The organism is Marinomonas mediterranea MMB-1 (genome assembly GCF_000192865.1).
In the GTDB taxonomy this organism is placed as follows: Bacteria; Pseudomonadota; Gammaproteobacteria; order Pseudomonadales; family Marinomonadaceae; genus Marinomonas; species Marinomonas mediterranea.
Map to the genome: position 1 here is coordinate 3,260,821 of NC_015276.1, position 15,125 is coordinate 3,275,945.

Here is a 15,125-nt window from a genome sequence, read left to right on the forward strand (position 1 = left end):
CTATGAAAACCAAATTAGCAGTAATCGCGATCAGCGCATTCTTAGCGGCCTGTTCATCTCAACCGAACAAAGTTGAAAAACAATTTACTGATGCCTCAGAGATATCCGCATGGGACACTCAAGGAAGAGTTGGAATTAGGACAAAAGACGATGCTATATCTGGCAATTTTAATTGGCACCATACTAACGAAGCATTTGAACTCAATATAGTCGGGCCTTTCGGACAGGGCTCTACTGAACTTAGCAAAACAAAGGATGGTATTGTTACGTTAAAAAACAGCGATCAAACAGTGACAGGCGACAACGCAGAACGCTTATTATTTTCTCAACTTGGTTGGCGCTTTCCCGTTGCACAGGTGAAATACTGGATCCGAGGACTGCCTTACCCATTTAGTGAAGCTCGTATTGAAAATCAACCTGACAACATCACCTTACCTAAGCGCATAGAACAAGATGGCTGGGAAGTGTCGTACAATAGCTATATGGATGTAAACAACTTAGAACTCCCTAGAAAGATACAAGTTTCTAAGCCGCCGTACCGAGTTAATTTGATTATTACAAACTGGACCGTTCAATAAACGAATCAAACACCATGACGAACCACTCAATATCTCTCCCCTCACCCGCCAAGCTCAATCTATTTTTGCACATTACAGGACGCCGAAACGACGGCTATCACGAGCTACAAACTATTTTCCAGTTTATTAATGTCTGCGATCAACTTGACTTTACTACTACAAACGACGCCCTAGTCCATATATTACCGGCAATAAAAGGCGTCCCCCTAGAGGAAAACTTAATATACAAGGCTGCTCAAGCCCTAAAGCCCTTCGCAAAAAATGAAGCGTTTGGAGCAAACATATCCCTAAAGAAACGTCTACCAATGGGAGGGGGGATCGGCGGAGGAAGTTCCAATGCAGCAACAACGTTACTCGCGCTTAACCAACTATGGCAATGCGACCTATCGACCGATGCACTCGCAAACATTGGCAGACACTTAGGAGCTGACGTACCCGTTTTTGTAAGAGGAAACGCAGCCTTTGCAGAAGGAATAGGTGAACTCCTAACACCAGTAGAGCCGGAAACCCCATTTTATCTACTGGTAAAACCAGATTGCCATGTCGCAACTGGTCAAATTTTTGCCGATAAATATTTGACAAGAGACACCCCGCCCATCAGAATAGCGCACGCTTTAAAGCTGAGTGGACAAAACGACTGTTTAGAGGTTGTAAAAAAGCATAATCCTGAAGTGAACGAGGCATTTGAATGGCTTCAAGACTACGGTGACGTAAAGCTAACCGGAACAGGCGCGTGCTTATTTATAGCTTATAACACGATCGAAGACGCTGAGCGAGTGAGAGCGTCAGTACCCAAAAAATGGCAGACTTGGGTTTGTCAAGGTTGCAACGTATCTCCTACTCATTTAGCACTCAACCAGTGGATTAAGAAGCAAAAGAGCCTGCGGCTCAACAGCGAATTAAGTAAGCCAGATGAATAGAAATCAACGCCATCACTTGATCGTATTACGCTATTCAGTTAGCCGCCTAGCCAGTCTATTTTATAGCTAAAGAACAAAAGGTATATACAGTGTCTAAGTTGATGGTTTTTACCGGTAATGCTAACCCTGAACTCGCACGCAGGGTTGTACGTCGTCTGGGACTGCCTATCGGTAACGCTACCGTAGGTAAATTCAGCGATGGTGAAATTACGGTCGAGATCAATGAAAACGTACGCGGTAAAGATGTTTTCATAATACAGTCTACATGCGCGCCAAGTAATGACAACCTAATGGAGTTGATCGTAATGGCAGATGCGTTGAGACGAGCGTCTGCAACACGAGTTACCGCTGTTATTCCCTATTTTGGTTATGCACGCCAAGACCGAAGAGTAAGATCTGCTAGGGTGCCAATTACAGCCAAAGTAGTTGCGGACATGATTTCTGCAGTGGGTATCAATCGTGTATTAACCGTTGATTTGCACGCTGACCAAATTCAGGGATTTTTTGACATCCCGGTAGATAATGTATATGCAACTCCATTGCTACTAGACGACTTACAGCGTCAAGGGCATGAAAATATTACCGTTGTATCACCAGATGTAGGTGGTGTTGTTCGTGCACGAGCATTCGCAAAAATGCTTGATGATGCAGACCTTGCCATTATTGACAAGCGCCGCCCACGTGCAAATGAAGCGCAAATAATGCACCTAATCGGTGATGTGGAAGGTAAAACCTGCGTTCTCGTCGACGACATGTGTGATACAGGCGGAACACTCTGTGCTGCCGCGAAAGCACTAAAAGAGCACGGCGCAGAAAAAGTACTAGCGTACTGTACACACCCAGTACTATCGGGGAAAGCAATAGAAAACATAAGCAATTCGGTGCTTGATGAACTTGTTGTAGCGGATACTATTCCTCTCACACAAGCTGCACAGAACTGCAAACAAATCCGCCAATTGTCGATGTCTGACATTTTGGCAGAGGCTGTTCGTCGCGTTTGCAACGAAGAGTCTATTAGTGCCATGTTTGGGGCCTAATCCAAACGATATCGCTCGGAACCGGTCGCAGTTCTGGGCACTCATTAAAATTTTATTAGGATTAATATCATGACTGTTATTATCGAAGCAGCTCCACGCTCAGAAGAAGGTAAAGGTGCGAGCCGCCGCCTTCGCAAACAAGGTTTAGTTCCTGCTGTCATCTACGGTGGCGAGACAGAAGCTCAATCTGTTACTTTCAAAAACAATGAACTTGTTAAAGCTGTTGCTAACGTTGCTTTCTTGACAAGTGTTGTTGAAGTTTCTGTCGATGGCGCTGCACAAAAAGTATTGGTTAAGTCTCTACAACGCCACCCATCTACTGGCGACGTAATGCACGTTGACCTACTACGTATTGCTGAAGACAAGACGATTGCTACTCGCATCCCTCTTGAATTCGTAAACGCAGAGAAAAGTGAAGGTGTTAAAGCTCAAGGTGGACGCCTTTCTGTTGAAGCTAAGCTTGCAGAAGTACGTTGTCTTCCAAAAGACCTACCAGCTTCTCTAATCGTTGACGCTATCGACGGTCAACTAGGTCAAATTTTCCACTTGTCTGATGCTCAACTACCAGAAGGCGTGGAATTGGTTGCTCTACTAAAAGGTGGAGATCACAACCAGCCTATCGCTCGTATCGGTAAAGCTAAGCGTTAATAACATTGTAGGCGGTATTGTGGCAGTTTTTAAATTACTCGTTGGCCTTGGTAACCCAGGCTCAGAATATGAAAACACTCGCCACAATGCTGGCGCTCAATGGATAGAAGCACTGGCTCGTCAGAGTCAGTGCTCTCTTCGCTCCGAGAAAAAATTCTTTGGCGAATTTGCTAAAGCTTATATAGGTGGTGAAGAATGCTACTTACTCATTCCTACGACCTATATGAATTTAAGCGGCAAATCGGTTCAAGCCGTTTGTCAGTTCTATAAAATCCTTCCTGAACAAGTGCTCGTCATACATGACGAACTTGATATTCCTCCTGGTACAGTAAAACTCAAAAAAGGTGGCGGTCATGGCGGTCACAATGGCCTCAAAGATATTATTTCAAAATTAGGGAATAATAGAGATTTTGGGCGCTTACGCATCGGTATTGGCCACCCAGGCCACGCCAGCCAAGTTGCGAGCTATGTACTAAAAAAAGCACCTACCGAGGAATACGATCAGATAGAAAAAACAATAGACGAATCATTGCGCTACTGCGACGACATAGTGCGTGGCGAATTAAGTAATGCGATGAATCACCTTCACAGCTTCAAAGCTTAAACTTAAAAGCATAAACTTACAGCAACACAGTTTTAGGAACGATTATGGGCTTTAACTGCGGTATCGTCGGCTTACCAAACGTCGGCAAATCAACTCTTTTTAACGCTCTCACCAAAGCAGGCATTGGTGCAGAGAACTTCCCATTTTGTACCATCGAACCTAACGCTGGTATCGTCGCTATGCCAGACCCAAGGCTTGATGCTCTGGCAGAAATCGTAAAGCCTGAACGCGTATTAGCGACCACAATGGAATTCGTTGATATTGCAGGCTTGGTTGAAGGCGCCTCCAAAGGTGAAGGCCTTGGAAACAAGTTTCTAGCCAACATTCGCGAAACAGATGCGATCGCACACGTTGTACGATGCTTTGAGGACGACAATGTCATTCACGTCGCCAATCAAGTAAACCCTACGGCTGATATTGAAGTAATCAACTTAGAGCTTATTTTTGCGGACCTTGAATCCATCGATAAGCAAATCTTTAGAACCGCTAAAACGGCGAAAAGTGGCAACAAAGATGCCATTGCTCACAAAGCCTTCTTAGAATCTATTAAACAGCATCTAGAAGACGGCAAGCCGGTTCGAACCATGGAATTTACAGACGACCAGGCTAAAGAAGTGAAACAACTTCATTTACTTACCACAAAGCCTACGATGTATATTGCCAATGTTTCTGAAGATGGTTTTGAAAACAACCCACACCTTGAGGTAGTTACTAAAATAGCCGCTTCTGAAGGCGCTATGGTGGTTCCTATCTGCAACCAGCTTGAAGCCGAAATCTCCGAGCTAGACGCCGAAGAAATGCAAGACTTCTTAGATGAAATGGGGATGAGCGAACCAGGCCTTGATCGCGTTATACGAGCAGGCTACGAATTACTAGGCTTGCAGACCTACTTTACCGCAGGCGTAAAAGAAGTAAGGGCATGGACAGTAAAACAAGGCGCAACAGCTCCACAATCGGCTGGTGTTATTCATACCGACTTTGAGAAAGGGTTCATTCGTGCAGAAGTGGTCAGCTACGACGACTTTATACAGTACCAAGGCGAAAACGGCGCAAAAGACGCAGGTAAATGGCGCCTCGAAGGAAAAGACTATATCGTCAAAGATGGCGATGTTATGCACTTCCGCTTCAATGTTTAATATGCGTTGAAGGATTTTAGTTAGAAAACTTAACCCCCATTTGAAGAAGGCGATATCTCTCAATTGGGGATTTTTCCAGCCAATTAGATCAGTTATTAATCACTTTAAAATTAATTAGCACTAATTGTAAAATAGTTTGGAAAAAGACTTGACCCTACAACGGGTTATATGAATAATATCGCGCCACAGAGACGCAGTAAGCAATTACGAAAAAACGTTTCTGTATGTCTGTTGGGGTGTAGCCAAGCGGTAAGGCAACGGGTTTTGATCCCGTCATGCGTAGGTTCGAATCCTGCCACCCCAGCCACAGACAAAAGGCTATGTAGCTCAGTTGGTTAGAGCACATCACTCATAATGATGGGGTCACTAGTTCGAATCTAGTCATAGCCACCAACTTTTTGATTAGTTGGGGTGTAGCCAAGCGGTAAGGCAACGGGTTTTGATCCCGTCATGCGTAGGTTCGAATCCTGCCACCCCAGCCATCAATATCTTATTTAGGCTATGTAGCTCAGTTGGTTAGAGCACATCACTCATAATGATGGGGTCACTAGTTCGAATCTAGTCATAGCCACCACTAAATACAATACACACTATTGGGGTGTAGCCAAGCGGTAAGGCAACGGGTTTTGATCCCGTCATGCGTAGGTTCGAATCCTGCCACCCCAGCCACATTTTTCCCTTTCTAAAGTTCACTATTTCAATTTGTCTCTAGAAGTTCACAATGAAACTTCTATAATAGCGTAAAATTCCTAAACATTATGATGGAAACCATACTATGAGACGAGCTCTAATCGCATCATCCCTCATCCTTGCTGGCAGCGCAGCACAAGCAGACGTACTTGGACTCACTGCTGAAGCAGGCTACTACATGCCAGATGCTACGTTTGACGGAAGCATCAGCGGCACTTCTGCAAATAAAGATCTTTCTGCAGAAAACACAGGATACTTTGGCGTTGCATTTGAGCACCCGATTCCTGTCATCCCAAATATTCGTCTTCAAGGTAGTAGCTTAGAAACCAAATCTGCAGACACACAGATTAAAGTTGATACAACAGACTACACTTTGTATTACGAATTTTTAGATGGACTACTATGGCTCGACCTTGATGCAGGTATTTCTTTGAGAAGCATGGATGTTGATGCTTCTACAGGCTCTTCTAGCGCGTCTGAAAGCGTACTTCTGCCATCAGGCTATCTAGCTGCCTATGTTGCTCTTCCAGGCCTTCCTGTGAAGTTTGGTGGAGAGTTGAAAACACTGTCTATCGGTGATTCAAGCATTACAGACATGACCTATAAGGTGAAATACGAATCACCTTTCTTGGTGGGTGTGGAAGCTGGCTACCGTCAAGCGCACTTCACAATTGACGAAGGCAACATCGACGTAAAAACAGAATTTGACGGCGCATTTATCGGTGCTTTCATAGACTTTTAATAGAACGTCAAAGCAAATACTTTGTCGCTAATACGCAATGCCTTTCGCTTGCTATTAGTCTAATAAAAAGAGCCACCTATAGATGTTCTAAGGGAACGAATAAGTGGCTCTTTTTTTTATTTCATTAAGACCAAGCCAGAACGACTTTCTCACCGGTTTCTAACGACTTTTGAGCCGCATCGGCAAGCATTTGAGCTCGACGGCCATCTTCAAAGCTTGGTGTAACTGGCGTTCCTGCCTCAACATTTTCAATAAACGAAATGAGCTGCAAATTGTATGCATCCTCATAGCGATCAATAAAAAAGTTATGCAGAGGGGCCTTTTCTTGCGTGGTGTGTTTTGTGTAACGCTCTAATGACGTTGCAGTTTGGTTGTTTGAAATAGCCATCCCACCTTCACAAAACACTTCTACACGCTGATCATAGCCATATGACGCGCGACGTGAGCCATTTACATGAACCAACTTACCGGATTCACTTTTCATAATCAGCATCGCACTATCAACATCACCGATTTCTGTGATTTTTTCATCGACTAAGGCGCTGCCTATCGCTTGGACTTCTACAATTTCTTCATTGAGAACAAAGCGAGCCATGTCAAAGTCATGAATAATCATGTCTCTAAAAATACCACCTGAGGACTTTAAATACTCTACAGGTGCCATACCGGGATCACGGCTTGTAATTACGACCTGCTCAAGCTTACCCAGACCGCCATCTTGTGCCGCTTTCGCGGCTGCCGCATGACTCGGATCATAACGACGGTTAAAACCAATTTGAATGGGAACCTGACATTCTTTAATTTCATCGAGACAACGATTAACAATCTCTGTATCAAGATCGATAGGCTTTTCACATAAAATCGCCTTACCTGCTTTTGCTGCCTGTATAATCAAGTCAACATGCGTATCGGTGCTGGTCGCGATCAATACAGCGTCTACCTCAGAATCATTCAACACTTCATCAATCGTCGAAATCGCTTGCGCACCATTAGCCGCTGCGACATCTTGTGCCGCAGGTGCATACACATCAAACACATATTTTAGGTTGGCTTGCGCCATAGACTGAATATTTTTCGCATGCATTTTTCCAATTCGGCCTGCGCCGAACAAAGCAAAATTCAACATAGTATGTCCTTCTTATCTCTTTTTTATATTTATGATTTTTACAGAAACAAACGAATGTACGTAACGCTACACATTAAGTTCAAAAAGAACCTTTTGATACCCTCAATAATACAAAAAAGCGTTGAGCCCCATGCATTAAATGAAATATATATTCCACTTAATACTCAATATACAGCGCAAATAGATCAAAAAACAGAATAAAAATTCCATAAAAAACCTCACACGCAAACACGTATGAGGTTTTTTATGAATCAAATACAACACACTAAGTCTTTAGCATGAATACTGCGCGCATTTACGTCATATTAACAAAGGACATTTCACCACCATTGGTTTCCACTCGAATATGGTCTCCACTGACAAATGTGCCCGATAGAAGCTCATTTGCTAACGGGTTTTCTATCCATTGCTGTATTGCTCGTTTCAGAGGCCGAGCACCATACACTGGATCATAGCCTACCTCAGCCAACTGAGACATAGCCGAATCCGATAGTGTTAGCGCCATTCCCATTTCTTCTAAGCGCTCATTCAGGTGAGACAGTTGAATTTTAGCGATGCCCGCTATCTGCTCTTTTCTCAACGGGTGGAACACAACTGTTTCATCGATTCGGTTAATAAATTCCGGCCTAAACTGAGTACCAACAACGTCAAGCACCTTTGATTTAATCTCTTCGTATTGATCGTCCGTTTGATACTCTTGTATCAAATCTGAGCCTAGATTTGAGGTCATGACAACCACCGTATTTCTAAAGTCTACCGTCCGGCCCTGACCATCAGTTAATCGGCCGTCATCTAGAACTTGAAGGAGAATATTAAATACATCAGGATGCGCCTTTTCAATTTCATCGAGCAGCAGTACGGAATAAGGGCGCCTTCTTACCGCCTCAGTCAAGTACCCCCCCTCTTCATATCCAACATAGCCTGGAGGAGCACCAATCAGGCGCGCAACAGAGTGCTTCTCCATAAACTCAGACATGTCGACACGCACCATTGCCTGCTCAGTATCAAACAAAAATTTCGCAAGCGATTTACAGAGTTCAGTTTTACCCACACCGGTTGGCCCTAAAAATAGAAATGAGCCGTTGGGACGCTTAGGGTCCGCAAGACCAGAGCGTGATCGCCTAACCGCGTTTGAAACAGCGTTAACGGCTTCATCTTGCCCAATCACGGATTCATGCAATACATCCTCCATTCTCAGCAATTTTTCACGCTCACCTTCAAGCATCTTATCAACAGGAATACCCGTCCAGCGCGAGACAACAGTCGCAATCTCTTCCTCTGTAACACGGTTTTTCAATAGCTGCGTTTCTTGCTCTCCTTCTTCAGCCAATGTCGCCTTCTCAATTTCTGCTTCCAACATCGGAATTACTCCGTATTGCAGCTCCGACATTTTTGCTAGATTCCCTTGGCGGCGAGCCTCTTCCATTTCTTGCTTAACCTGCTCCAATTCCTCTTTTAGCTTTTGCGCACCTTGAACCTGAGCTTTCTCTGCATTCCAAATCTCCTCAAGGTCTGAGTACTCTTTCTGCAAACGCTCTATTTCGCTTTCCAGCTCTTTTAACCGCTGTTTCGACGACCTGTCTGTCTCTTTTTTAAGTGCTTCTTTCTCTATCTTCAACTGAATAAGGCGACGCTCTAACCGGTCTAAATTTTCAGGCTTAGAATCCATCTCCATTCGTATTCGACTCGCAGCTTCGTCGATCAAGTCGATGGCTTTATCTGGTAACTGTCTATCGGTGATGTAACGATGAGAGAGTTTAGCTGCAGCAATGATCGCTGGATCAGTAATATCGACACCATGATGCACCTCATAACGCTCTTTTAGACCACGCAAGATCGCAATAGAATCCAGCACAGTAGGCTCTTCCACTAACACTTTTTGAAAGCGTCGCTCTAGAGCAGCATCTTTTTCAATAAACTGTCGATACTCGTCTAAGGTAGTCGCACCGACACAATGCAATTCACCACGCGCTAACGCAGGTTTCAGCATGTTTCCAGCGTCCATTGAGCCTTCACTCTTACCCGCTCCTACCATTGTATGAATTTCATCAATGAACAGGATAATCTGCCCTTCTTGCTTCGCAAGCTCGTTTAAAACCGCCTTGAGGCGCTCTTCAAACTCTCCTCGATATTTTGCTCCAGCAATCAAGGCCCCCATATCCAACGATAAAACACGCTTATTCTTTAGCCCTTCCGGCACTTCTCCATTAATAATTCGCTGAGCAAGCCCTTCCACAATGGCTGTTTTACCGACTCCTGGCTCACCAATTAATACGGGGTTATTTTTGCGTCTACGCTGCAACACCTGCACGGTTCGGCGAATCTCATCGTCTCGTCCGATAACGGGGTCCAAACGCCCTTCTGCCGCACGCTCAGTCAAATCAACGGTGTACTTGTCCAATGCCTGACGACTTTCTTCTGCATTTGCGTCATTAACGGCGTCACCTCCACGCACATGATCAATCGTCGCCGCAATATCACCTTTCGTGACTCCTGTCGCTTTTAGCAACTTCGCTAGATCATCTTTGCCATCAAACATGGCAAGTAAGATCAACTCTGAAGAGATAAATTGATCTTTGCGTTTTTGTCCCTCTTTATCGGCTAGGTTAAGCAACCGCCCCAACTCAGGGGACATTTGAACGTTGCCATCGTGGTCTTTAACCGTTGGCTGGCGTGTCAATATCTCATTTAACGTCTCACGAAACTTGTTTACCTGAACCCCAGACTGCTGAAGAATGGGACGAGTACTTCCGCCCTGCTGATCAAGCATTGCGATCATCAAGTGAACGGATTCAATATAACCATGATCTTGACCGAGCGCGACGGACTGCGCATCTGATAATGCAAGCTGCAACTTGCTAGTAAGTCGATCAATTCGCATGTCTGACCTCCAAGCTAAATAGCTAATATTCTGTAGTAAGCGATATGTTTAATTACTTAATAGGTATGGGATAGTAGGATTTCAATACAGAAGTGTCATTTTTTTGACAGTCATCATATTTTGAGACCATCAACCTATATTTCCTTTTACAGCCTCTTCTAACGGGCTCAATATGAATGAACGGAGACTTCTACCGCTCCATCCATACTAATGTTGCCATGCGGCCAGTTACACCATCGCGTCTATAGGAATAAAACAAATCTTCCTCAGAAAACGTGCAGTGATCTCCGCCATACACATCAAAAACACCACAAGTATTAAGACGCTGCTTAGCGAGCTCATATAAATTACCAAACCACTTTCCGGCATTTATAGAGGGCTTAAAAGCACGTTCAGCAGATTGCATTTTCTGGATGAATGCAACTCTAACCTCTTCACCAACTTCAAACGCGTTTGGACCAATTGCAGGCCCCAACCAAGCGATAACTTGCTCTTCTTGAGAAAACTGAGACAGTGTTTCCTCAATGACACCTTGGCACAATCCACGCCAGCCAGCATGCACGACCGCCACTCTAGTACCAGACACATTAGTTAATACGACAGGAAGACAATCTGCCGTCAACACAGCACAAACTTGAACTGGCGACGATGCCACAGAAGCATCAGCCTCATGCGGTATGTCGTTAGGTAGAACAGCGACAGATGTGCTATGAGTCTGATTTAACCAAACAATAGGATTTGGAATACTAAACTGTTCTACAAGTTTGGCTCTATTTTTCGCTACAAAATCAGCACTGTCCCCAACGTGCGCTCCTAAATTAAACCCTGAATAAGGCTGCTCACTCACTCCCCCTTGCCGAGTCGTGGTGAACGCCCGCACATGCTTAGGTACTGGCCAACTTGCCTCGATTACTTTCGCTTTTGCAGTCATCTCATTAACCTTGTAAGGGCATTAGATACAAATAAGGGTGACATACGTCACCCTTATTATCATGCTCTAGTGATTAGAAGTATTCTGAATCCTTACTACCAGACTCCACCATATCGCGGTCTAACACCTCTAGTAACTCAGCCATGTCGTCAGGTAAGTCTACTTCCCATTCCATCCAATCACCGGTAAACGGATGATTCAACTCCAGTCGTTTTGCATGCAACGCCTGACGTCGGAAGTTACGTAGCGTGATTTGCAACTCTTCTCCACATGCCTTAGGCATTTTCAACCGGCCTGAATACTGAGGATCACCCAATAAAGGATATTGAATGTGTGACATATGCACTCGTATTTGATGCGTACGACCCGTTTCGAGCTTCAAACGAATATGAGTATGGTTTTTAAACCGTTTTAACAGTCGATAATGCGTCAACGCATCTTTACCATGAATAGGCTCGACTGCCATTCGTTGGCGGTTTGTTGGGTGACGGCCTATTGGCTCATCCACCATACCTCCCCCCGTCATCACGCCGATAGTAATCGCTTCATATTCACGACCCATACTACGCTCTTGTAACTGTGCCACTAAATCGGTCTGAGCTTGCAGTGTCTTCGCAACCACCATCAACCCAGTGGTTTCTTTATCAAGACGATGAACAATGCCTGCACGAGGTACGTGAGCCGTTTCTGGCGCGTGATGTAGAATTGCATTTAAAAGTGTCCCTTCACGGTGACCAACAGCAGGATGAACAACCAGTCCGGCAGGCTTATTAATGACTAAAATATGCTCATCTTCATAAACTATGTCGATCGGAATATCTTGCGCTTCGTGAGCTTCTTGCTCCTCAAGAGCGACATCAAGAGAGACGACCTCTCCACCAAGCAGCTTCTCTTTTGCTTTACACGCTTTACCATCAACAAGCAGCGCTCCCTCTTTTATCCATGCCTGAATTCTGGATCGTGAAAAATCTTGGAACAATTCCGTCGTAATCTGGTCAAAGCGTTGACCGGAAGATTCAAACGGCACTTGGGCTTCTTTTACTATGCGCTCTGCCATACAATATTACTTTCTTTCAATGTTTCGATTGCCGCATTGCGAAAATCGTGGATTCTAAACAACTTGCCCTTCAAATGTTTCATTAGATGGCAGAGTTATTAACTAAGGTAGTGATTATACATGGGATTTCTTCGTACGTTGCCACGAATGTTGGTAATCGTGACTTTTTACTCGATTTTAAGTGCTTGTTCTAACCAAACAGTAAGAGAGCCAGACTTACCAGAACAAGAATATTACGACAAAGCGCAAGAGGCGCTCGATAACGGTTTACCTGCTACGGCAGTAAAACACCTAAAAGACTTGACTGCTCGCTACCCATTTGGTGACTTTAGCACACGTGCAGAACTAGACCTTATATACGCACAATATGAAAGCGGTGATTATATCGCCTCTCATGCAACAGCTGAACGCTTTATACGCAATCACCTAGATTCAGATGCGCTTGATTACGCTTACTACATGCGCGGCTTGTCTACCTATAAAGGCGCAGAAACCTTCTTAGGTCGTTACCTGGACTTGAACCCAGCCGAAAGGGATGCCCATGAATTTGAAAAGGCATTTGGCGAGTTCGCAGATTTCTTGGCGCGCTTCCCTAAAAGCCCCTATGCGGTGGATGCGAAAGCAAGGATGATCTATTTGAGAAATACGGTAGCAGATCATGAATTACAGGTTGCTCACTACTACTTTAAACGACACGCCCCCATTTCCGCCTTGCGACGTGCTCAAGAAGTCATTCAACACTATCCAAGCTCCAATTCCGTTGAAGAGGCAATTGCGGTAACGATACAGGCTTATTTGAACATGGAACAATACGAACTTGCAAAAACCAACTTAGGCGTGTTAACAAAGAACTACCCGAACTCAAAATATATTGATGCTGAAGGAAAATTCATTCCGTTTGAGCTACCAAAAGACGCGGATCCAGACTTTTTATATTGGGTCAGCCTCGGTGCGATAGATTAGAGGCGCAACAAGTCGATTACTGAAAACCAGCCAAATTGGTTTCTAGCCCTACTTAGCCTGTGCAGGAAAAAGAACAACGTCCTGCTCAGGCTGCCACTTTTCAAATTTAGTCATCACCGCTTTAAATTCTGTACTTTCTAAAAACCAATTCAACCAACGCCTCACGTTTGCATATTCGCTCGTTTCAAACCACTTTGTATCCACCCCCACAAACTGCCTTATAAATGGGAATAAACACACATCCGCGATCGTTGGCGATGCAGTCGATAGAACGAACGCCTGGTGACTAAGTCGCTTCTCAAGACGCTTAATGAAGACTTCAGCTTTGGCTCGATAAAAGGACTCTGACTCATCATGTCGATCTGAATATTTATATCGGTCCAACCAATATTTAAATCGAGTATCGTTATAACTCACCCATGTGTTGATTTTAATTCGTTTTAAAGGTGTAGATGGCCATAATTCGTCAACACTATCCTTACCCGTGTGCTGAAGCGCATAATGAATAATATCCAAGCTTTCTTCTAAGCGACCTCCATCACTTAACACCATCTGAGGAACGGTTGTACGCCCACCTAATTCAAGTAATGCGTTTGGTTTGTCTTTGAGCACAACTTCTCGTAGCTGTACAGGCACGTCTAGCAAAGTCAGAATGTAACGAGCACGGATAGCATAGGGGCAACGACGAAAGGAATATAAAATCGGTAATGGCATGCAGTAATCTATTTTGTTAGGCATAAAAAAACCACGCAATGCGTGGTTTTTTCATAATAGAAAACAATTAAACGACTGTCACGTTTTCTGCTTGTGGACCTTTTTGACCCTGAGTCACTTCGAAAGTCACTTTTTGACCTTCTTGCAGAGAACGTCGACCGGTACCGTTGATTGCTCTGAAATGAACAAAAACGTCTGGACCGCCTTCGCGCTCGATGAAACCAAATCCTTTCTCGTCGTTAAACCATTTAACGATACCGGAAACTAACTGACCTGACATACCAACCTCTTATATCTTTATAACTACTCATCTTAAGTAGCGTTTTATTCTGAGCGATCCGCAAATATCTACGTTCACTTTTCCTTTTTTAGTTATTGCAAACTCGGATCAATCCAATTTTAAACAGTAACAATTCGATAATATGCCCATAAAAATAAAATTAAAAGCACATATCAAGCTAGTTTGTAAAAAATCGTAACTAGTTAAAAGGAAATAAATGCCGATTTAATAAATAAAATAACAACAAAAGGTAAAATGCGATACTCTTTGCAAGAAATTGATTTTCTTAAATAAACAGAAAAGCGAACTCCATACGATATGAAATTTTGGTTACTCACACACTCCGAAGAGTTAAAAAAAGATAACAGTTCAGGGAACCTTTCTGTCTCCACATTGACACTACGTTGCGAACAAATCATATGGGAAAGAAAATTTCCGTCACCAAAGATCACTCAACTGCCTTTGAAAAATACGCTACTGATTTACCCCAAACAGGCAGACCATACGGAACAGGGAACCGAACTTTGTTTGCAAGATTATAAAAACATCGTGATTTTGGACGGCACTTGGCAACAAGCTAAAAAGATGTACAACCAATCACCCTACTTAAAACATTTCAAACACTATACAATAGAGGGCGTGCAAAGTCGGTTTAAACGCAGACGAAATCAAGTAGAAGGAGGTTTATGCACCGCTGAAGTCATCATGCACTTATTGAAACAACGCTCTGAATTGAATGACGCTCAAAAACTTGAGATGGCATTTGAACGTTTCAACAACCTCATAAACTAGACTTATAGTTTCCTTAGATATTGCCT

15 protein-coding genes and 5 tRNA genes are annotated in these 15,125 nt (G+C 43.8%); 14 read left to right on the top strand and 6 right to left on the bottom strand.

Annotation, left to right across the window (positions count from 1 at the left end):
- The first annotated feature begins 2 nt into the window (after nt 1-2).
- The 12 genes from lolB to MARME_RS14940 all read left to right on the top strand — a co-directional run bounded on the left by lolB (nt 3) and on the right by MARME_RS14940 (nt 6,355).
- The gene (gene lolB / locus MARME_RS14885) at nt 3-578 is read left to right on the top strand and encodes a lipoprotein insertase outer membrane protein LolB (protein ID WP_013662090.1); all 576 of its coding nucleotides are present in this window, start codon (nt 3-5) and stop codon (nt 576-578) included.
- Nucleotides 579-592: 14 nt separating this feature from the next.
- The gene (ispE, locus tag MARME_RS14890) at nt 593-1,498 is read left to right on the top strand and encodes a 4-(cytidine 5'-diphospho)-2-C-methyl-D-erythritol kinase (RefSeq protein WP_013662091.1); all 906 of its coding nucleotides are present in this window, start codon (nt 593-595) and stop codon (nt 1,496-1,498) included.
- 89 nt (nt 1,499-1,587) lie between these two features.
- The gene (locus MARME_RS14895; protein WP_013662092.1) at nt 1,588-2,535 is read left to right on the top strand and encodes a ribose-phosphate diphosphokinase; all 948 of its coding nucleotides are present in this window, start codon (nt 1,588-1,590) and stop codon (nt 2,533-2,535) included.
- A gap of 69 nt (nt 2,536-2,604) precedes the next feature.
- A complete protein-coding gene (locus MARME_RS14900) occupies nt 2,605-3,183 on the top strand; it encodes a 50S ribosomal protein L25/general stress protein Ctc (protein ID WP_013662093.1) in 579 nt (192 codons plus the stop codon).
- Nucleotides 3,184-3,202: 19 nt separating this feature from the next.
- Nucleotides 3,203-3,787 (top strand): aminoacyl-tRNA hydrolase, encoded by a 585-nt coding sequence (pth, locus tag MARME_RS14905; protein ID WP_013662094.1) that lies wholly within the window; start codon nt 3,203-3,205, stop codon nt 3,785-3,787.
- Between the two features lie 44 nt (nt 3,788-3,831).
- Complete coding sequence (gene ychF, locus MARME_RS14910) at nt 3,832-4,923, top strand: redox-regulated ATPase YchF (protein WP_013662095.1); 1,092 nt, start codon at nt 3,832-3,834, stop codon at nt 4,921-4,923.
- 232 nt (nt 4,924-5,155) lie between these two features.
- Nucleotides 5,156-5,230: transfer RNA gene (locus MARME_RS14915), tRNA-Gln, on the top strand.
- Nucleotides 5,231-5,239: 9 nt separating this feature from the next.
- Nucleotides 5,240-5,316, top strand: a tRNA-Met gene (locus tag MARME_RS14920).
- Nucleotides 5,317-5,330: 14 nt separating this feature from the next.
- Nucleotides 5,331-5,405: transfer RNA gene (locus tag MARME_RS14925), tRNA-Gln, on the top strand.
- 15 nt (nt 5,406-5,420) lie between these two features.
- Nucleotides 5,421-5,497 (top strand) — tRNA-Met (locus tag MARME_RS14930).
- A gap of 20 nt (nt 5,498-5,517) precedes the next feature.
- Nucleotides 5,518-5,592: transfer RNA gene (locus MARME_RS14935), tRNA-Gln, on the top strand.
- 106 nt (nt 5,593-5,698) lie between these two features.
- Complete coding sequence (locus tag MARME_RS14940) at nt 5,699-6,355, top strand: TIGR04219 family outer membrane beta-barrel protein (protein WP_013662096.1); 657 nt, start codon at nt 5,699-5,701, stop codon at nt 6,353-6,355.
- 124 nt (nt 6,356-6,479) lie between these two features.
- On the opposite strand, the gene iolG is transcribed toward MARME_RS14940, so the two are convergent.
- From iolG to rluD, 4 genes are all read right to left on the bottom strand, one after another.
- Nucleotides 6,480-7,481 (bottom strand): inositol 2-dehydrogenase, encoded by a 1,002-nt coding sequence (iolG, locus tag MARME_RS14945; protein WP_013662097.1) that lies wholly within the window; start codon nt 7,479-7,481, stop codon nt 6,480-6,482.
- A 295-nt stretch (nt 7,482-7,776) separates the two neighbouring features.
- On the bottom strand, nt 7,777-10,362 hold the full coding sequence (gene clpB, locus MARME_RS14950) for an ATP-dependent chaperone ClpB (protein ID WP_013662098.1): 2,586 nt from the start codon (nt 10,360-10,362) through the stop codon (nt 7,777-7,779).
- A gap of 190 nt (nt 10,363-10,552) precedes the next feature.
- Nucleotides 10,553-11,293: a peptidoglycan editing factor PgeF gene (pgeF, locus tag MARME_RS14955; RefSeq protein WP_013662099.1), complete on the bottom strand. Its 741-nt coding sequence runs from the start codon at nt 11,291-11,293 to the stop codon at nt 10,553-10,555.
- A gap of 73 nt (nt 11,294-11,366) precedes the next feature.
- On the bottom strand, nt 11,367-12,350 hold the full coding sequence (gene rluD, locus MARME_RS14960; protein WP_013662100.1) for a 23S rRNA pseudouridine(1911/1915/1917) synthase RluD: 984 nt from the start codon (nt 12,348-12,350) through the stop codon (nt 11,367-11,369).
- 120 nt (nt 12,351-12,470) lie between these two features.
- On the opposite strand from rluD, the gene MARME_RS14965 reads away from it, so the two are divergent.
- Nucleotides 12,471-13,313: an outer membrane protein assembly factor BamD gene (locus MARME_RS14965; protein WP_013662101.1), complete on the top strand. Its 843-nt coding sequence runs from the start codon at nt 12,471-12,473 to the stop codon at nt 13,311-13,313.
- A gap of 48 nt (nt 13,314-13,361) precedes the next feature.
- Here MARME_RS14965 and MARME_RS14970 read toward each other — a convergent pair whose 3' ends face one another.
- A complete protein-coding gene (locus MARME_RS14970; protein WP_013662102.1) occupies nt 13,362-14,051 on the bottom strand; it encodes a glutathione S-transferase in 690 nt (229 codons plus the stop codon).
- A 43-nt stretch (nt 14,052-14,094) separates the two neighbouring features.
- The gene (locus MARME_RS14975; protein ID WP_013662103.1) at nt 14,095-14,307 is read right to left on the bottom strand and encodes a cold-shock protein; all 213 of its coding nucleotides are present in this window, start codon (nt 14,305-14,307) and stop codon (nt 14,095-14,097) included.
- Between the two features lie 318 nt (nt 14,308-14,625).
- Between MARME_RS14975 and MARME_RS14980 the strand changes: the two genes are divergently transcribed.
- Nucleotides 14,626-15,099 (top strand): DTW domain-containing protein, encoded by a 474-nt coding sequence (locus MARME_RS14980; protein ID WP_013662104.1) that lies wholly within the window; start codon nt 14,626-14,628, stop codon nt 15,097-15,099.
- Nucleotides 15,100-15,125: the final 26 nt, after the last annotated feature.